Source organism: Microbacterium sp. PF5, assembly GCF_004794315.1.
In the GTDB taxonomy this organism is placed as follows: Bacteria; Actinomycetota; Actinomycetes; order Actinomycetales; family Microbacteriaceae; genus Microbacterium; species Microbacterium sufflavum.
The window spans coordinates 70678-87672 of record NZ_SSDQ01000151.1 but is presented as its reverse complement, the minus strand read 5'-3'; the positions used below and the strand labels follow the sequence as shown (position 1 = coordinate 87672).

General features: G+C 71.3%; 18 protein-coding genes. 6 read left to right on the top strand and 12 right to left on the bottom strand.

All coding sequences use genetic code 11. The features are described from left to right. Positions 1-2 precede the first annotated feature (2 nt). Positions 3-1589, bottom strand: a complete 1587-nt coding sequence (locus DW297_RS15075) for an ABC transporter substrate-binding protein (RefSeq protein ID WP_136033859.1) — start codon at positions 1587-1589, stop codon at positions 3-5. Positions 1590-1741: 152 nt separating this feature from the next. Between DW297_RS15075 and DW297_RS15070 the strand changes: the two genes are divergently transcribed. Beyond that, complete coding sequence (locus DW297_RS15070; protein WP_206252186.1) at positions 1742-2329, top strand: Lrp/AsnC family transcriptional regulator; 588 nt, start codon at positions 1742-1744, stop codon at positions 2327-2329. 7 nt (positions 2330-2336) lie between these two features. Here DW297_RS15070 and DW297_RS15065 read toward each other — a convergent pair whose 3' ends face one another. Further along, positions 2337-2696 (bottom strand): hypothetical protein, encoded by a 360-nt coding sequence (locus tag DW297_RS15065; RefSeq protein ID WP_240744643.1) that lies wholly within the window; start codon positions 2694-2696, stop codon positions 2337-2339. Between the two features lie 78 nt (positions 2697-2774). On the opposite strand from DW297_RS15065, the gene DW297_RS15060 reads away from it, so the two are divergent. Together DW297_RS15060 and DW297_RS15055 are read left to right on the top strand one after the other, a co-directional pair. After that, positions 2775-3746: a hypothetical protein gene (locus tag DW297_RS15060; protein WP_136033857.1), complete on the top strand. Its 972-nt coding sequence runs from the start codon at positions 2775-2777 to the stop codon at positions 3744-3746. Then, on the top strand, positions 3743-4852 hold the full coding sequence (locus DW297_RS15055; protein WP_136033855.1) for a hypothetical protein: 1110 nt from the start codon (positions 3743-3745) through the stop codon (positions 4850-4852). The genes DW297_RS15060 and DW297_RS15055 overlap by 4 nt, the downstream gene beginning before the upstream one ends. 216 nt (positions 4853-5068) lie before the next feature. Here DW297_RS15055 and DW297_RS15050 read toward each other — a convergent pair whose 3' ends face one another. Further along, positions 5069-6382, bottom strand: a complete 1314-nt coding sequence (locus DW297_RS15050; protein ID WP_136033853.1) for a glycosyltransferase — start codon at positions 6380-6382, stop codon at positions 5069-5071. Between the two features lie 63 nt (positions 6383-6445). On the opposite strand from DW297_RS15050, the gene DW297_RS15045 reads away from it, so the two are divergent. Then, positions 6446-7084 carry a TetR/AcrR family transcriptional regulator gene (locus DW297_RS15045; protein WP_136033851.1) on the top strand — a complete coding sequence of 213 codons (639 nt, stop codon included), beginning with the start codon at positions 6446-6448 and terminating at the stop codon, positions 7082-7084. A 12-nt stretch (positions 7085-7096) separates the two neighbouring features. On the opposite strand, the gene DW297_RS15040 is transcribed toward DW297_RS15045, so the two are convergent. Further along, positions 7097-7843: a 3-hydroxybutyrate dehydrogenase gene (locus tag DW297_RS15040; protein WP_136033849.1), complete on the bottom strand. Its 747-nt coding sequence runs from the start codon at positions 7841-7843 to the stop codon at positions 7097-7099. After that, the gene (locus DW297_RS15035; RefSeq protein WP_136033847.1) at positions 7840-9219 is read right to left on the bottom strand and encodes an MFS transporter; all 1380 of its coding nucleotides are present in this window, start codon (positions 9217-9219) and stop codon (positions 7840-7842) included. The genes DW297_RS15040 and DW297_RS15035 overlap by 4 nt, the downstream gene beginning before the upstream one ends. Positions 9220-9323: 104 nt before the next feature. Between DW297_RS15035 and DW297_RS15030 the strand changes: the two genes are divergently transcribed. Continuing rightward, a complete protein-coding gene (locus DW297_RS15030) occupies positions 9324-10238 on the top strand; it encodes a LysR family transcriptional regulator (protein ID WP_136033845.1) in 915 nt (304 codons plus the stop codon). Here the strand turns inward: DW297_RS15030 and DW297_RS15025 are convergent. The 7 genes from DW297_RS15025 to DW297_RS14995 form a co-directional block, all read right to left on the bottom strand. Continuing rightward, entirely contained in the window at positions 10228-10731 is a 504-nt protein-coding gene (locus DW297_RS15025; protein ID WP_136033843.1) for a GNAT family N-acetyltransferase, read from the bottom strand. The two genes, DW297_RS15030 and DW297_RS15025, sit on opposite strands and share 11 nt — an antisense overlap. Further along, positions 10724-10999, bottom strand: a complete 276-nt coding sequence (locus DW297_RS15020; protein WP_136033841.1) for a type II toxin-antitoxin system TacA family antitoxin — start codon at positions 10997-10999, stop codon at positions 10724-10726. Before DW297_RS15020 ends, DW297_RS15025 begins: the two co-directional genes overlap by 8 nt. A gap of 30 nt (positions 11000-11029) precedes the next feature. Next, entirely contained in the window at positions 11030-11416 is a 387-nt protein-coding gene (locus DW297_RS15015; RefSeq protein ID WP_136033839.1) for a DUF779 domain-containing protein, read from the bottom strand. 115 nt (positions 11417-11531) lie between these two features. Then, positions 11532-13082: an acetaldehyde dehydrogenase ExaC gene (gene exaC / locus DW297_RS15010; RefSeq protein WP_136033837.1), complete on the bottom strand. Its 1551-nt coding sequence runs from the start codon at positions 13080-13082 to the stop codon at positions 11532-11534. A gap of 109 nt (positions 13083-13191) precedes the next feature. Continuing rightward, positions 13192-14304 carry an epoxide hydrolase family protein gene (locus DW297_RS15005; RefSeq protein WP_136033835.1) on the bottom strand — a complete coding sequence of 371 codons (1113 nt, stop codon included), beginning with the start codon at positions 14302-14304 and terminating at the stop codon, positions 13192-13194. A gap of 9 nt (positions 14305-14313) precedes the next feature. Further along, positions 14314-15648: a GAF domain-containing protein gene (locus DW297_RS15000; protein ID WP_136033832.1), complete on the bottom strand. Its 1335-nt coding sequence runs from the start codon at positions 15646-15648 to the stop codon at positions 14314-14316. A gap of 111 nt (positions 15649-15759) precedes the next feature. Next, on the bottom strand, positions 15760-16326 hold the full coding sequence (locus tag DW297_RS14995) for a TetR/AcrR family transcriptional regulator (RefSeq protein WP_136033830.1): 567 nt from the start codon (positions 16324-16326) through the stop codon (positions 15760-15762). 70 nt (positions 16327-16396) lie between these two features. Between DW297_RS14995 and DW297_RS14990 the strand changes: the two genes are divergently transcribed. Next, on the top strand, positions 16397-16966 hold the full coding sequence (locus tag DW297_RS14990; RefSeq protein WP_136033828.1) for a dihydrofolate reductase family protein: 570 nt from the start codon (positions 16397-16399) through the stop codon (positions 16964-16966). The last annotated feature ends 29 nt before the right edge of the window (positions 16967-16995 follow it).

Genomic DNA, 16995 nt, shown 5'->3' with positions numbered 1-16995 from the left:
GTTCAGCCGGCCGGGGCGATCTCGGCGATGTCCATCTCCCACACGGAGTTATACACGGCACCGGTCACGTCGCTCGCGGAGGAGATGTTGCGGCCCGGGACGATGAGCGGCACGAACGGACCCTGCTCCTGCATCGCCTCGGCGAACTCGGTGAACGCGGCCTCGCGCTGCGCGGGGTCGGTGGCGCTCGCGGCACCCGCCGCGATGCCCGCGATCTCCGGGTTGGCCTCGGCCGCCCAGCCGGCGCGCAGGCCGACCTTCAGACCGGGAGCGAAGGGGAGGAAGTTCGCCGAGTCGGCGTAGTCCGGACCCCAGAACCACAGGCCGAAGCCCTCGGTGCCGTTGACGTATGCGTCGAGCTCGGTCGCGAACGGGGCCGGGGCGAGCTCGACCGTGATGCCGGCGTCTTCGAGCTGCGCCTGCACGCGCTCCGCGAGCGGGGTGAACTCCACGCCGCCGACCGGGTAGTCGTTCGGGAACTGCAGCTTCAGCGTCTGGCCGGTGTAGCCGGCCTCGGCGAGCGCGGCCTTCGCCTTGTCGAGGTCCTGCTCCACGCCGCCGTCGAGTGCACCCTCGAATCCGGGCGGGATCACGCCCGTCGCCTGCACGGCGCCCGCACCGGCGAGCTCGAGCAGCGCGTCGTAGTCGAGTGCGTAGCGGATCGCCTCGGCGATCTTCACGTTGGCCAGCTCGCCGGCCACGGCGGGCGACTGGTTCAGCAGCAGGAAGATGGTCTGGCCCGACGGGACCGAGTCGACCGTGATGTCGTCGCCGAGGCCCGCGACCTGGTCGCCGTTGAGGTCCATCGCGACCATCGAGTCGCCGCCCTTGAGGTTGGCGAGCTGCGTGGCGCTCTCCGACACGTTGCGCACGACCACGCGGCTGTAGGCCGACTTCTCGTCGCCGTTGTACTCGTCGTTGCTCTTCAGGACCACCTGCGAGCTGAGGTCGAGCGTGTCGAGCACGAACGGCCCGGAGCCCGCGGACTCGCCGTCGAGGAACTCCTGCGCCGAGTCGGTGCCGTCGATCGCGCCGCCGTTCTCGATCACCACGTCGGAGTTCACGATGCCGAGGGCCGGGTTCGCGAGGATGGCCGGGAGCTGCAGCAGCGGGGTCTCGGACGTGAACCGGATGGTCTTGTCGTCGACCTCGGTGATGGTGAGGCCGCCGAGCAGGAAGTTGGGCTTGGCGTCTTCCATGCCCTGGATGCGCTGCAGCGAGAACACGACGTCCTTCGCCTCGACGGGCGAGCCGTCGGAGAAGACGCGGTCGCCCTCGAGGGTGAAGGTGAACTCGGTCGCGGCGTCGTTCTGCTCCCACGAGGCGAGACCGGGGACCGGCGTGGAGACGTCGGAGCCCTCGAAGTCGACGAGGGTCTCGTACAGGGCCTTCGCGATCATGTTGCCGGTCGGGTCGTAGGTGTGACCGGGGTCGGCGGTCTCGATCGAGAACGCGGTGTCGATGACGAGCGAGTCGGAGCCCTGGGACGAGTCGGAGTTGTTCGCCGAGTTCCCTCCCGAGCAACCCGCGAGCGCCAGGAGCGCGACGGCTCCGAGCGCGATGACCGGCGTGAAACGGCGTGACGACATGAGGGCCTCCAAGGGCGAGGAGTACATTCGGGTTCCGGTGATGTCCGATGTGGACGACCGGTGATCAGATTCGCATCATATGCGACGATGTGTCCAGCAAGTGCGGGTCACATCGGCACGCTTTGTCCAGAACCTCGGATGTCAGGAGCAATATGTCCAGCAAGGATGCGGATCCGTCGAAGCTTTCTGGACGAAGTGCCGCCCCACTGGATGAGACGGCGTACAGAATCCTCGATGTGCTGCGTGATAACGGTCGCGTCTCGATCGCCGCACTGGCCGAGAAGGTCGGCATCTCCCGCGCCAGCGCCTACACCCGGGTCGAGTCCCTGGTGCACGACGGCGTCATCACCGGCTTCAGCGCCCGCGTCGATCACGCCAAGGCCGGACTGTCGATCGGCGCGCTCGTGTTCGTCACGGTCATGCCGCAGGCCTGGGCCTCGTTCCGGGAGCGCATCATCGAGATGCCCGACGTGGAGTGGTGCGCCATCACCACGGGCGAGCACGACGCGATGCTGCTGATCCGCGCGGTCGACGTCAGCGGGGTGCACGAGTTCTCCACCGGGGTGATCGCGCAGCTGCCCGAGGTGCGCACCGTGGTCAGCGTCGTGGTGCTCGACGAGGTGGTCCGCCGCCCCTACCTGCTGCCCGCCGACCTCCCGGAGCGCGACACCGAGGTGCCGCTCGGCATGACCCGCTGGACACCCGCCTCCCCCGGCCGCGACACCCTCCCGCCCCGCTGACCCGGGGTCAGGCGGCGGGGATCTCCTCGACCACGCTCAGCTGCGGCAGGCCGTGCATCTCGTAGTGCTCGACGAGGCGGATGCGGCCGTCGTCGGTGAGCTCGAGCTCGCTCTCGCCGTCGCCGGTGACGACGGTGCCGTCGGTCTTGAGCACGTGCACGAACGACACCCAGATGGTGTCGGCGGTGCGGGTGCCGATGAACTTGCCGAACGTGACCGTGTCGCCCTCGTACCCGCCCCAGATGGCGCCGTCGCGCTCGAAGTACTCGAAGATGCTGGGGGCGTCGGGGTCGACGGCGGAGGTGGTGGACGACACCATGCGGAAGCGTCGGCCGTCGAGGGAGGGAAGGGTCGCAGTCGCAGTCACCCCTCGATTATGGAGGATGCCGCAGACGCCGCCGCGCGGGAGGCCGGGCGCCCGGGCCCGGCCGGTACCGTGGGTCGCATGGAGTGGATGGCCGACCCGAGCCCCGGCGCCTGGCTGCGCGACCGCCTCGACGACGACGTGACCGCGAGCATGCACGGCGTGGTGCCGCGCGGGTTCCCCGCCTACGCGCGCGTGTTCCATCCGGGGGTCGTGCGCTCCCTGCCCGACCGCCCGTACCCCACCCCCGACGAGTGGGAGCGCCTGCCGGAACCCGAGCGCCGCCGGCTCGACGCGCAGTTCTCCGGCGAGCGCGTGACCTGGGCCGACACCGCCGCGGTCTTCGGCACCACGATGCACGCACTCGCACAGTGGCAGCGGATCGTGCGCACCCCGGTCGAGGGCGACTGGCGCACCCGGATCGGCCCGGACGGGCGCGAGTACAACGCCCCTGCGGAGGGGGAGCTCGACCCCGACCTGCTGTCCGTGCTGGCGGGCCACCTCGCCGCGCACACCGCGACACCCGACGCGGGGGTCGCGGCGCTGTGGGAGGGATGGGGCGGGCTGGTCGGCTTCTTCGGACAGACGCCGTCGCGCGCGCTCCTCGGGTTCGACGACGACCCCCACCACCGGGCGATGCTGGAGCGCAGCACCCACGATCCGTTCAACAACGGCTTCCGCAAGCCCACCTGGCAGGAGGGCATCCTGTCACGCGAGATCTCGGAGGGGCCCCGGTTGCGGCTCCCCCAGCGCGACCACGTGCCGTTCACCGCCGGGGCATCGGAGTTCGCCGATCCGGACTGGGTCCTGCGGGCGCCGTGGCGCGACCTCGCCGCCGAGGAGCACGGGTTCCCGCCGTCGGCGCAGAGTCCGAGCCTGCTGTGGCCCGACGACCGCGCCTGGGTCATGGTCTCGGAGATCGACTTCGACTCGACGATCGTCGCGGGCTCGCCCGAGCTCATCCGCGCGATCTGCACGAACGAGCGGCTGGAGGCGCTGGTCCTGCGCGAGGGCGCCGACCTCACGTGGGACGCCGACGAGGTGAACCGGTGACGGCGCCCGCTCCGGCGCCGAGCTTCGACGCCCGTCCCCTCACGGAACCGGTCGACCCGGCCGCCGTGCGCGCCTTCGCCGCCGAGCTGCGGTCGCGGCGCACATCGGGCATGGCGGTGTCCTCCATCATCGCGATCGTCGCCGTGTCGATCGCCGGGCTGGTGATGCTGCCGATCCTGTTCACGGTGGTGCTGAGCCTCGCCGCATCCACCGGATCCCCCGGCGCGGCCGCGATCCCGCTCGTGCTGATCGTGCTGCTCGCGGCCGCGGTCGGCGTGCTCATCTGGATGGCCGTGCGCAACGGTCAGGCCACCCGCTACCGGCTGCACCGCTTCGCCCAGGCCAACGGCATGACGTACGAGCCGCGCGTGGACGACCCGCCGCTGCCCGGCATGATCTTCCAGCTGGGCCGGTCGCGCCTCGCCACGGACCTGGTGCGCGGCAGCCACCCGCGGTTCGTGGAATTCGGCAACTACCAGTACACGGTGCAGTCGGGGAAGAACTCCACGACCTACCGCTGGGGCTACGTGGCCGTGAAGCTCGACGTGCCGCTGCCCAACATCGTGCTCGACGCGACGGGCAACAACGGCTTCGGCTCCAACCTGCCGGCGTCGTTCCAGCGGGCGCAGCGGCTGTCGCTCGAGGGCGACTTCGACCGGCACTTCACCCTGTACTGCCCCGAGGGCTACGAGCAGGATGCGCTCTACCTCTTCACGCCCGACATCATGGCGCGGTTCATCGACAACGCCGCGCAGCTCGACGTGGAGATCGTCGACGACTGGCTGTTCCTGTACACGCAGCGCAAGGTGTCGACGCTGGATCCGGCGACCTGGGCGTGGCTGTTCGGCGCGGTCGGCGCGCTGCTGACGAAGTTCGACCAGTGGGCGCGATGGCGCGACGATCGGCTGGCTGCGCAGCGGACGCCGCCCGTCACGGCGGGATCCTCCGGCGGGCACGCGCTGCCGTTCGCTCCGCCGGTCGGCCTGCTGACGCCGCCGCCGGGCGTCGCGCCGCAGGGTCGACGCCTCAAGCGCACCGGGACGTGGCTTCCCCTGATCGTGGTGATCGGCTTCGCGGCGTTCTGGTTGCTGACGCGCTGGAACTGACCGCGTGCGAAGTGGGGGTGGGTGTCGTCTGGGGATCGACTCCCACCCCATCCCCCCTCGGGATCGAAAGGAATTCCGACGTTCCCTCCGCATGACGGCGATGCCGTCGCGCCCGCCAGGTCAGCTGGGGACTGACACCGGGAGGCGCCTGCCCAGGATGGTATACCGGTCGACGTTGCGTCCTGTTGCGTCCATGCGCCGGAATGGACCGCTCGCTCAGCTCTCCGCGACGGTCTCCCGCGCCGGCCACGACCGCGTCACCCGGTCGAGCACCCCATCCAGGGTCGACCACGCATCGGCCGAGCGCATCGACGTGCCGATGCGCTCCGCCGCCACGCGGAACGACGGCTGCGCCAGCACGCGGTGCACGGCCGCGGCGATCTGGGCGGACGCCGGGGTGTTGGTGCGGAGGTTCACGCCGGCGCCCGACCAGCCCACGCGCGCCGAGACCTCCACCTTGTCCTCCGTCTGGCCGGCGACGACGATCGGCACCCCGTGGGCGAGGGCCTGCTGCACGCCGCCGTACCCGCCGTTGGTGACCAGCACGTCGATCTTCGGCAGCAGCCGGTCGTACGGCAGGTACTCCGCCACCCGCACGTTCTCCGGCAGGTCGGCGGGAAGGCTGTTCCTCGGGCGCCCGCCCGTCGTCACCACCACGAGCAGGTCGGACGGCGCGAGCCCGTGCACCGCGGGCAGCACGAGCTGGGTGAAGTCGGAGTTGGCGATGGTGCCCTGGGTGACGTGCACGACCGGGCGGTCGCCGCCGAGGTCGTCCCACCAGTCCGGCAGCGGGGCGTCGGACGCGGTCGTAGGCAGCGGTCCGGCGAAGTGCACCGTGTCGGGCAGGTCGCCGCGCGGATACTCGAACTCGGGCACCGTGAACTGCACGTAGGCGTCGGTGCGTCCCGCCCAGTCCAGCACGAAGCCGCCGAGGTCGCGGCCGACGGTCTGCCGCGCCATGTCGTCGGCCTCACGCTGCACCCCGCCGAAGATCGCGCGCTCGGCGACGAGCCGCAGGGCCGCGTTGCGCAGGCGCCCCAGCGGCCCGCGCATCGGGGTGACGCCCAGCCCGAACGGCGCGGTGTCGACGCTGCGGGCTCCGAGGGGGAAGATCCCGAGCGCGATCACGGGCGGCCGCTCGGCCGCGGGCAGGAGCTGCAGCAGCGCACCCCCGACGAAGAGCGGCTCGGTGAGGACGGCGTCGATGCGACGGGAGGCGAGCTCGGCGCGCACGGCCGCGAGCTGGGCGGCACCGGGCCGCACGAACAGCGTGCTCATGTCGAACCGGAGTGCTGCGGGGCCGGTGAGACCCGCACGCTCGGGGAACGCGCCGTCGGCGTCGTCGAGGTCGACGTCGGCCTCGGGCGGCAGCGGAAGGAAGCGGGCGCCGCTGGCCAGCACGCGGTCGGCGTAGCGGGCGCTGGTGAGGAATCCGACCTCGTGCCCGGCGTCGACCAGGTGCCGGGCGACCTGCAGGAGGGACAGCACGTGACCGTGAGCGGGAGTGCAGGTGAGGAGGTAGCTGGACATAGCGTTCCTTCGGTTAGGATTGACTGTACCGTCGAAGTATTCATCACCCCCTGAGGAAAGTCAATGGCTGAAGCCGCCCCGCGTGCCTACACGTCCGCCCTGCGCACCCGCCAGGCCCAGGAGACGCGAGCGCGCATCGTCGCCGCGGCCGCCCGCCTCTTCGCGTCGCAGGGGTACCAGGCGACCACGATCGCTGCCATCGCCCGCGAGGCCGGGGTGTCGGCCGAGACCGTGAAGACCACCGCGGCGAAGGCCGAGCTGCTGATCGCCGCGTTCGAGGTGACGTTCTCCGGGTCGGAGGCCGCGGAGTCACTCGTGGAGACGGAGGTCGCCTCCGGACTGCTCGACCTGCCCGACGACGCATTCCTCGACGGCGTGCTCACCCAGATCACCACGGCCAACCAGCGCGGGCACGGCCTGTGGACCGTCCTGCTCGGGGCCGCGCTGTCCGACCCCGTCGTCGACGAAGCGCTCCGCCGCATCCTGGACAACCGGGCGGCGGACTACCGCGGGTTCGTGGCGGAGCTGGTGCGGCGCGGCATCGCCCCCGCGGCCACCGACACCGACGCGACCGCCGATGCCCTGTCGTTCCTGCTGTCGCCCGAGAGCTACCAGCAGCTGGTCGCGCAGTCCGGGTGGACGCCCGCCCGCTACGCCGAATGGCTGCGCACGACGGTGCTCGCCGAGGTCACACGCCCCTGACGCGCCTGCGCGTCAGCGCGCCGACCAGCCGCCATCCATCGTGTGGCTCGCTCCGGTGATCATGCCCGCCGCGTCGCCCGCGAGCCACAGCGCGAGCGCCGCGACCTCCTCCGGTTCCACCAGCCGCTTGATCGCGGACTCGGTGAGCAGTACCGATTCCAGCACCTCGTCCTCCGCGATGCCGTGCAGTCGCGCCTGGTCCGCGATCTGCTTCTCCACCAGCGGCGTGCGCACGTAGCCCGGATTCAGGCAGTTGCTCGTCACCCCGTGGGCCGCGCCCTCCAGCGCCGTGACCTTCGACAGGCCCTCCAGCCCGTGCTTGGCCGCGACATACGCCGCCTTGAACGGCGAGGCCCGCAGGCCGTGCACGCTCGACACGTTCAGCACCCGCCCGAACCCGCGCTCGTACATGCCGGGGAGGGCGGCGCGGATCAGCAGGAACGGGGCCTCCAGCATCAGCCGCAGGAGGAACGAGAACCGCTCCGGATCGAACTCCTCGATGGGGCTGACGTGCTGCACACCCGCGTTGTTCACGAGGATGTCGGTGTCGATCCGCACCTCGGCGAGCGCGGCGACGTCGGACAGGTCCACCTGCCACGCCTCCCCGCCCACCTCCGCCGCGAGGGCCTGCGCCGCGTCGCCGTCGATGTCGGCGACGGTCACCCGGGCCCCCGCGGCGGCGAACGCACGCACGCACGCGGCGCCGATCCCGCTCGCTCCGCCCGTCACGAGGGCCCGGCGTCCGCGCAGATCCGTCATGCGGTGGCCTTCTCCGCGTCCAGCCGTGCCGCGGTGCGCGCCGCGTCCTCGTCGTCGATCGCCTGCAGGGAGATGCCGGTGGTCTCGCGCAGCGACAGCACGGCGATGGCCGTGACCACGCAGGCGATCACGATGTAGATCGCGATCGGCAGCCAGGAGCCGAAGTCGCGCAGCCACTGGATCGCCAGGATCGGGGCGAGCGAGCCGGCGAGGATGGCCGTCACCTGCGAGCCCAGCGAGACGCCCGAGTAGCGCATGCGCGTCGGGAACAGCTCCGCCATCACGGCCGGCTGCGGCGCGTACATGAACGCGTGGAAGCAGAGCCCGATCGTCACCGCCAGCACGATCAGCACCGGGTTGAGCGTGTCGAACAGCGGGAAGGCGAAGAACGCCCACGTCGCGCTGAGGATCGCGCCGGTCAGGTACACGGGCTTGCGGCCCCAGCGGTCGGCGAGCCGGCCGAGCTGCGGGATGACCGCGAAGTGCACCACGTGTGCGATCAGCAGCGCCAGCAGCAGCTGGCTGGTGTCGTACTCGTGCACGGTCTTGAGGTACACGATCGTGAAGCTGACGACGATGTAGTAGACGATGTTCTCCGCGAACCGGAGGCCCATCGCCTGCACGATGCCGACCGGGTAGCGGCGCAGCACCTCGACGACGCCGTAGGAGGTGGCCTTCTCGGTCTCGACCTGGGCCTTCGCCTCCAGGAAGATCGGCGCCTCCTCCACGTGACGGCGGATGTAGTAGCCGACGAGGACGATCACGGCGGACAGCCAGAACGCGATGCGCCAGCCCCACTCGAGGAACGCGGCGGAGCTCATGACCCACGAGCTCACGAGCAGCACGAGCGTGGCGAGCAGGTTGCCCACCGGGACGGCGGCCTGCGGCCAGCTCGACCAGAACGCGCGCGAGCGGTCGGGGCTCTGCTCCGCGACCAGCAGTACCGCGCCGCCCCACTCGCCGCCGACCGCGAAGCCCTGGATGAACCGCAGGGCCACGAGCATCGCGGGGGCCCAGTAGCCGATGCTCTGGAACCCGGGCAGGCAGCCCATCAGGAACGTCGCGGCGCCGACGATGATGATCGTGGCCTGCAGGGTGGGCTTGCGGCCGAAGCGGTCGCCGATCTGCCCGAACACGATGCCGCCGAGCGGGCGCGCGATGAAGCCGACCGCGTAGGTGACGAAGGCGGCGATGATGCCGTCGAGCGGGGATCCGGTCGCGGGGAAGAAGTAGGTGCCGAACACCAGGCTCGCGGCGGTGGCGTAGAGGAAGAACTCGTACCACTCGACGACGGTGCCGGCCATGGAGGCCGCGACGACGCGCTTGAGCTTCGACGGGGGTGCGGCGGTCGGGGATGCAGCAGTGGGGGATGCCATGTCTCTCCTTCGGGTGTCGACGGTGACACCTCCCGACCAGTGTCGGCGGGCGCTGAAGCTGCAGCAATGCCCAGTCACGCGCAGCCCCTGTGCATAATTGCAGAATGGAGGCGACGAGGCGACCCCGGGCTGACGACCTGCTCGTGCTGCTCGCGGTCGCCCGCACCGGCCGCTACACGAGCGCCGCGACCCACCTCGGCCTCGACCACACCACGGTCGCCCGGCGCATCGCCGCCCTGGAAGACGCCCTCGGCGGACGGGTCGTGGCCCAGTCCGCGTCCGGATGGGAGCTCACCGACCTCGGGCGCACCGCCGCCGAGACCGGAGGACGCATCGAGGCCGCGCTCTCGCAGCTCGACGACGGCGGCGGCGACACCCCCGACCCGGTCGCGGGCGTCGTGCGGATGTCGGCCACGGACGGCTTCAGCGCCTACATCGCGGCGCCCGCCATCGCCGACCTGCGCCTCGAGCATCCGCGGCTGACCGTCGAGATCGTCGCCGCGACGCGTCGGGCGGCCGAGCACCGCGCCGGGCTCGACCTGGAGGTGGTGGTCGGCGCACCCCAGACCCGCAGAGCCCACGCGGTGAAGCTCGGCACCTACACGCTCGGCATGTACGCCTCGCGCGACTACCTCGCGCGCACGGGCACGCCGGCCACGCGGGAGGAGCTGGAGCGGCATCGCCTGGTGTACTTCGTCGACTCGATGCTGCAGGTGGACGCACTCGACCTCCCGCGCCGGCTCGTGCCCGGGATGCAGGACGGCCTCACGTCGACGAACGTGTTCGTGCACGTGGAGGCGACCAGGGCGGGCGCGGGCATCGGGCTGCTGCCGTGCTTCGCCGCCGACCGCCACGACGACCTGGTGCGACTGCTGCCGTCGGTGTTCGCCGAGAAGCTGCCGTACTACATGGTCGCCCGGCCCGAGTCGCTGCGGCTCCCCGCGGTCGCCGCCCTCGCCGACGCGCTGCGCGCCCGCACCCGCGCCTCCCGGGCGATGCTCGACGGCCTCACCGCGTGAGCGTCGCGCGGGCGTCCTTCGTCGGCAAGTACAGCGTGCGGCGCTCTCCGGGAAAGCTCGTGAAGCCGAAGCGCTCGTAGAAGGGCACGACCTCGTCGCTGATCGCGTGCACCAGGACGGCGTGGATGCCGATCGTGGCCGCGGCCTCCAGCGCACGGAGGGTCGCGTGCTGCAGCAGCGAGGCCCCGAGCCCGAGCCCCGAGAACTCCTGATCGACGGCGAGCCGACCGAGGAGCACGACCGGCACGGACGACGGCATCCCGGCCGACAGCGGACGGAGACCCTCTGCACGGTCGAGCGAACTCGCGGACAGACAGTAATACCCGGCCACCCGGCCCTCGCGCGTGACCGAGACCATGGTGCGCGATGCGCCGCTCTTCTCGTTGCGACGCGCGCGCCCGCGGAGCCAGATATCGAGGCTCTCCACCCCGCACCGGAAGTCGGCGACCGCGTCGCCCACGGCGAGCGGCCGCGGCGTGAGGAGCTCAGTCAACGAACACGGACTCCCGGTCCAGGAGCGTGCGCAGCCCGTCGATGGACCGCGCCGGGCGGTCCATCACCTCGATGAATGCGTCGAAGCGCACCATGTCGACGAGCATTCTGCGGTCGCGCTGGATCACCTCTTCCGCCCGCTCCACGAGAGCCGCAGCGGAGAAGTCGGTCACCGTGCGGCCCTCGATGGCAGCCGCCTCCTCGATCGCCGCCTTCTGCTCTGAGGTGACGCGGAACTCCAGGCGGGCGTTCTTCAGGGGAGTACTCATCGCCCCAATGTACGGCAGATCACCGTACGGTCAGGCGAGCCCCAAGGACCGGAGCTCGGCGGGGTCGAGCATGCGCGAGCGGATGAGGAACCGCAGACCCGTTGGGCCCTCCACGCTGAAGCCGGCGCCGCGGCCGGGGACCACGTCGATCGTGAGGTGCGTGTACTTCCAGTACTCGAACTGCGACGCCGACATGAACACCTCCACGGGCTCGGTCAGCCCCACGTCGAGCCGTCCGAGCAGCACATCGCCCGGACCGGTGAGGAACATCCCCACGGGGTAGCACATGGGCGCGGAGCCGTCGCAGCAGCCGCCCGACTGGTGGAACATGAGCGGACCGTGCTGCGCGGTCAGTTCACGCACGAGTGCGGCCGCGGGCTCCGTCACCGCGACCCGCTCGGGGGTGCTCGCCGTCATGTGCTCGTCCTTCCGTGGTGCCCGGTCGTCGAGCGAGACCCCGCCGCTCGCGCGTCGCTCGCTCGACGACCGGAGTATCCCGGGCGGACGCTGCCGCGCCCGCCCGGGAGGCGGATCAGAAGAAGCCCATCGGGCCCTCGGCGTACGACACCAGGAGGTTCTTCGTCTGCTGGTAGTGGTCGAGCATCATCTTGTGGTTCTCCCGGCCGACGCCGGACTGCTTGTACCCGCCGAACGCGGCGTGCGCCGGGTACTGGTGGTACGTGTTCGTCCACACCCGGCCGGCCTCGATCGCCCGGCCGGCGCGGTAGGCCGTGTCGCCGCTGCGGCTCCACACCCCCGCGCCGAGACCGTACAGGGTGTCGTTGGCGATCGAGATCGCGTCGGCGAAGTCGTCGAACGAGGTGACCGACAGCACAGGGCCGAAGATCTCCTCCTGGAAGATGCGCATGTCGTTCGTGCCCTCGAACACGGTCGGCTGCACGTAGAACCCGTCGCTCAGGTCGCCGCCGAGGTCGGCCCGCTCACCGCCCGCGAGCAGTCGCGCCCCGCCCTGCTTCCCGATGTCGATGTAGCTGAGGATCTTCTCCAGCTGGTCGTTCGACGCCTGCGCGCCGATCATCGTCGCCGGGTCGAGCGGGTTGCCCTGCACGACCTTCTTCACCCGCTCCAGCCCGTCGGCGAGGAAGCCGTCGTAGATCGAGCGCTGGATGAGCGCCCGCGACGGGCACGTGCACACCTCGCCCTGGTTCAGCGCGAACATCGTGAAGCCCTCGAGCGCCTTGTCGTAGAACGGGTCGGTCGTGGAGCGCGCGACGTCTTCGAAGAACACGTTCGGGCTCTTGCCCCCCAGTTCCAGCGTCACCGGGATGAGGTTCTGCGACGCGTACTGCATGATCAGCCGCCCCGTCGTGGTCTCGCCCGTGAACGCCACCTTGCGGATGCGCTTGTGCTGCGCGAGCGGCGCCCCGGCCTCGATGCCGAACCCGTTCACGATGTTCACGACGCCGGCCGGGATGAGGTCGCCGATCAGGTCGAACAGGAACAGGATCGAGGCGGGGGTCTGCTCGGCCGGCTTGATGACGATGCAGTTGCCCGCGGCGAGCGCCGGCGCCAGCTTCCACACGGCCATCAGGATCGGGAAGTTCCACGGGATGATCTGTCCGACCACGCCCAGCGGCTCGTGGAAGTGGTACGCGACGGTGTTCTCGTCGAGCTGGCTGATGCCGCCCTCCTGCGCCCGCAGGACCCCGGCGAAGTAACGGAAGTGGTCGATCGCGAGGGGGATGTCGGCGGCGAGGGTCTCGCGCACTGGCTTGCCGTTCTCCCAGGTCTCGGCGACCGCGATGGCCTCCAGGTGCTGCTCCATCCGGTCGGCGATGCGGTTCAGCAGCACCGAACGCTCGGCGGGGCTGGTCTTGCCCCAGGTGGCGAACGCCCTCCACGCCACGTCGACCGCGCGGTCGACGTCTTCGCTCGTGCCGCGGCCCACCTCGGTGAAGGGCTTGCCGTTGACCGGGCTGATGTTCTCGAAGTACTGACCCTTCACGGGCTCGACGAACTCGCCGCCGATGTAGTGCCCGTACCGGGGGCGATAGGTGGCCACGGCACCGGGCTGCCCCGGAGCGGCGTAGGCGAGGGACACGTCTTCTTCGACGATGGTCATGGGGTCTCCTTCGACGGGTGGGCCGCGGCCTCGATGCTCAGCGGCTGTCTCCGACGGTAGGCGGCTCCCCGTTGCAGCCCCGTGCGCAACGTTGCAGGAGGTTGCAGCCTCAGGGGAGCGCCGCGAGGAAGGCGCGGAACCGCTCGGCCATCGCCCCCGGCACCTCGGCGATCGTGAAGTGCCCGCCGTGCTCGAGCCGCTCGAACACGCGCAGGTCGCGGTAGTAGCCGCGGGCGAGCCCCTCGGGGTAGTCGTGCTCGTGGCGCTGGATGAACACCGCGGCGGGAACCGTGACCGGCGGCATCGGAGCCGGAGTGTCGGCGCCCTCGTAGTACGGCCGGAAGGAGCTCGCGATGCTCTGCGTGACCCAGTAGATCATCGCCTCGGTGAGGATGCGGTCGCGCGAGATCACGGCCTCCACGGCCGCCGGGTCGTCGCCGTCGGTGTCGGCCCACTCCGACAGCTTCTCGGCGATCCACGCGAGCAGCCCCGCCGGGGAGTCGTTGAGCGCCGCGGCCAGGGTGTCGGGCCGCGCCCACTGCACGTGCCCGTACGACCCGTTCGGTCCGTGCTCGGCGTCGAGCCGGGCGAAGAACGCCTGCACCTCCGGGTCGTCGCTCGCCGCCCGCTCCTCCGGCGTGCCGAAGTGCGCATGGGTCGCGACGATGCCCGCCACCTGCTCGGGGTATGACGCGGCGATCAGATCGCTCACGTTCGCCGAGACGTCTTCTCCGTAGGTGACGTAGGAGTCGTAGCCCAGCACCTCGGTCATCAGCCGGTGCATCGTGGCGGCGAAGCGCCGCTCGTCGGCCGGACCGTCGGCGTAGGGCTGCGAGAACGCGAAACCGGGCAGGCTGGCGACCACCACGTGGACGTCGTCGAGGAGCGCCGCGGCGTCGAGCTGCAGCGCGAACGTGTGCGGCCAGCCGTGCATCAGGAGCAGCGCCGGGGCGTCGGGCCGCTCGGAGCGCAGGTGCGCGAAGTGGACGTCGGTGCCGTCGACCTCGGCGAGGAACTGCGGGAAGCCGTTGAGCCACTCCTCCCGCGCCCGCCAGTCCCACTCCGCCCAGGACTGCACGAGCTCGCGCAGCCAGGCCGCGTTCATGCCGGAGCGCATGCGCCGGGGTGAGTCGTCGAGCAGCCGCGCGCGTCGAAGGCGGGCGCGCAGATCGTCGAGCACCTCGTCGGACACGTGCACCCGGAACGGACGGATCTCGGTCATGCCCGGACGCTACGCGGGGCCACCGACAGCGCGTTCGATGCGGGTGACCAGGCCCGCCCGCCGCGGCGAGCGCGCGGGCAGCATCTCCAGCGCGAGCCGCAGCACCTCCGCGTCTTCCCGCCCCTCGGGGATGTCCGCGTACGCGAGCAGCACGTCGAGACTCGCCTCCGACAGCATCGCCTCCCGGAGCGCGGCGCGCACGGTGTCGCGGAACTCCTCCACGCCCGGTGAGGTCGACTCGGGCAGCACGGCACCGCGGTAGGCGGTGAGCGCGACGCGGTGGGCGCCGCGGTCGAGCAGCGACAGCACGTCGTGGGCGTCGGTCTCGAGCGGCACGGGCAGCCGGTACGGGCGGGACTCGGGCACCAGGTCGGGAGCCGTGCGCTCCAGCACCTTCCGCAGCCGCACCATCTCCGGGCGCAGGGTGTCGGGCGACACGTCGGGCCCGTACACCAGCTCGCACAGCCGTTCGGCGGAGAGCCCCTGCCGGTGCACCGCGAGCATCAGGAGGATGGCGGCGTGCCGCGCGCTCAGCTCGATCACCGCCTCCTCGTGCGCGGACTCCGTCTCCAGCCGCGCGCGGTCGCGGCCGAGCACGTGCAGCCGCGCGCGGGCGGTCGCCGTCGCTCGGGGCTTCGGGGAGGGACGGCTGCGCGGGGATTCGGCGCGCCGCCGCAGCCGGGCCACCATCAGCTCGGACTCGACGGCACGGGCGGTCGCGTCAACGAGCAGCCGGGCCTGCGGGGTGACGACCTCGGCGCCGCCGGTGATGTCGATCACGCCGAGCACCCGCTGGGTCTCCGGGTCGCGCACAGGCGCCGCGCTGCACGACCACGGGTGCACGAGCCGGTTGTAGTGCTCGGCACCGCGGATCTGCACCGACTGCCCGAGGGCGAGCGCGGTGCCCGGTGCGCTGGTGCCCACGGCGGCCTCCGACCAGTTCGCCCCCGCCACGAAGCCCATGCCGTCGGTGAGCGAGCGCAGCTGCGCGTCGCCCTCGATCCACAGCAGCCGCCCGGCCTGGTCGCCGACGGCGATCACGACCCCCGAGTCCTCCGAGGAGCCCGGCAGCAGCAGGGCGCGGATCAGGTCCATCGCGGAGGCGAGCGGATGCGCGAGTCGGTACTCCTCCAGCTCCTCGGCGTGCAGGTCGAGCGGCGGAAGCCCTTCCGGTCCGACGCGACCCCGCCATGACCGCTCCCACGACTCCCGGACGAGCGGGCGCACCTCCTGCAGGCGGCGGTCGTCGAGGTTCCCGGCGATCAGCTCCTCGTGCGCACGCTCGACGAGCAGGCGCGGGGCCTCGGGGAGAGACCCGTGGGTTCCCTGCCACGGTGCAGACACGCGATCTCCTTCGTCGAGAACGGGCGTGCCCTCAGTGTAGGAGCGTCGGACCTGCGGCGGAATATCGCCTCGCGCCCCCGCGGGACTCCTCCCGGGCAGGGGCTCGAAGGCTCAGCGGAGCAGGCCCGCGACCAGGGCGTCGATCACGGCATCGGTCGAGGTGTCGGGGTCGATCGGGGTGGTGAGGCGGTCGAGCAGGAGGCCGTCGATCGCGTAGTGGAACAGGGCGATCTCCGCGCGTCCGCCGGGCAGGCCCGCCGCGGTGTTGAAGGCCACGTCGGCGTCGAAGCCCGCGCGCTGCCACGCGCCGAGCACGGCCGCGAGCTCGGGGCGCCGGGCGCTCTCCAGGCGCAGCTCGAACAGGGCGAGCGTCACGTCGCGGTCGCCGGTGAGCCGACGCACGATGTCGCGCACGTAGTCGGCGAACAGCGCGGGGCCGGGGGTGCCGGCGGCGCGACGCTCCAGATCCTCGGGGGTCGGAGCGAGCCGTTCCCCGATGCGGTCGACGAGTCCTTCGATCAGGGCCTCGCGGCTGCGGAAGTAGTTCGACGTGGTCCCCGTGGGCACCTGCGCCTCGACGTCGACGGCCCGGTGGGTGAGTCCGCGCGAGCCCTCGCGGGCCAGCACCGTCAGCCCGGCGTCGGCGATCACGCGGCGACGCGACTCGTTCTTGACCATGCCTCGACCCTAGCGCAATCACTACGGCTGTTGTAGTCTCAACCGCGACAGATGTAGTGATTGGAGAATCATGCGAGAACTCGTGTACTACGTGGCCGTCACGCTCGACGGCTTCATCGCCGGCCCGGGCGGAGAGTTCGACGCCTTCCTCGTCGAGGGCGACCACATGGACGGCATCAACGCCCGGTTCGCCGACACGATCCCCACGGTCGCCGCCGAGGCGCTGGGCATCGAGCAGCGCAACGACGTGTTCGACACCGTGCTGATGGGCTGGAACACCTATCAGGTGGGCGGCCTGCCGAGCCCGTACCGGCACCTGCGCCAGATCGTGTTCAGCCGCGCGCACACGGCCGAGGCCGAGAACCTGGAGGTGACGGCGGAAGACCCGGTCGAGGTCGTTCGCCGGCTCAAGCAGGAGGACGGCAGTGCGATCTGGCTGTGCGGAGGCGGCGCCCTCGCGGCCACCCTCGCCGACGAGATCGACCGGCTCGTGCTCAAACGCCAGCCGCTCCTCTTCGGCTCGGGCATCCCCCTCTTCGGCGAGCGCCCGTATCGCCCCGAGCGGTTCGACGCCGTGGAGACGACCGCGTACGAGTCCGGCGTCGTGTTCTCCGATTTCGAGAGGCGCCGCGAGAACTGAGCGCCCGGCGGCCCGGAGGGCGGGTCCCA

Bases quoted from the DNA above. Each gene is read 5' to 3' on its own strand.
- DW297_RS15075 (WP_136033859.1), bottom strand. From the start codon at position 1,589: ATGTCGTCACGCCGTTTCACGCCGGTCATCGCGCTCGGAGCCGTCGCG.
- DW297_RS15070 (WP_206252186.1), top strand. From the start codon at position 1,742: ATGTCCAGCAAGGATGCGGATCCGTCGAAGCTTTCTGGACGAAGTGCC.
- DW297_RS15060 (WP_136033857.1), top strand. From the start codon at position 2,775: ATGGAGTGGATGGCCGACCCGAGCCCCGGCGCCTGGCTGCGCGACCGC.
- DW297_RS15050 (WP_136033853.1), bottom strand. From the start codon at position 6,382: ATGTCCAGCTACCTCCTCACCTGCACTCCCGCTCACGGTCACGTGCTG.
- DW297_RS15045 (WP_136033851.1), top strand. From the start codon at position 6,446: ATGGCTGAAGCCGCCCCGCGTGCCTACACGTCCGCCCTGCGCACCCGC.
- DW297_RS15040 (WP_136033849.1), bottom strand. From the start codon at position 7,843: ATGACGGATCTGCGCGGACGCCGGGCCCTCGTGACGGGCGGAGCGAGC.
- DW297_RS15035 (WP_136033847.1), bottom strand. From the start codon at position 9,219: ATGGCATCCCCCACTGCTGCATCCCCGACCGCCGCACCCCCGTCGAAG.
- DW297_RS15030 (WP_136033845.1), top strand. From the start codon at position 9,324: ATGGAGGCGACGAGGCGACCCCGGGCTGACGACCTGCTCGTGCTGCTC.
- DW297_RS15020 (WP_136033841.1), bottom strand. From the start codon at position 10,999: ATGAGTACTCCCCTGAAGAACGCCCGCCTGGAGTTCCGCGTCACCTCA.
- DW297_RS15015 (WP_136033839.1), bottom strand. From the start codon at position 11,416: ATGACGGCGAGCACCCCCGAGCGGGTCGCGGTGACGGAGCCCGCGGCC.
- exaC (WP_136033837.1), bottom strand. From the start codon at position 13,082: ATGACCATCGTCGAAGAAGACGTGTCCCTCGCCTACGCCGCTCCGGGG.
- DW297_RS15005 (WP_136033835.1), bottom strand. From the start codon at position 14,304: ATGACCGAGATCCGTCCGTTCCGGGTGCACGTGTCCGACGAGGTGCTC.
- DW297_RS14995 (WP_136033830.1), bottom strand. From the start codon at position 16,326: ATGGTCAAGAACGAGTCGCGTCGCCGCGTGATCGCCGACGCCGGGCTG.
- DW297_RS14990 (WP_136033828.1), top strand. From the start codon at position 16,397: ATGCGAGAACTCGTGTACTACGTGGCCGTCACGCTCGACGGCTTCATC.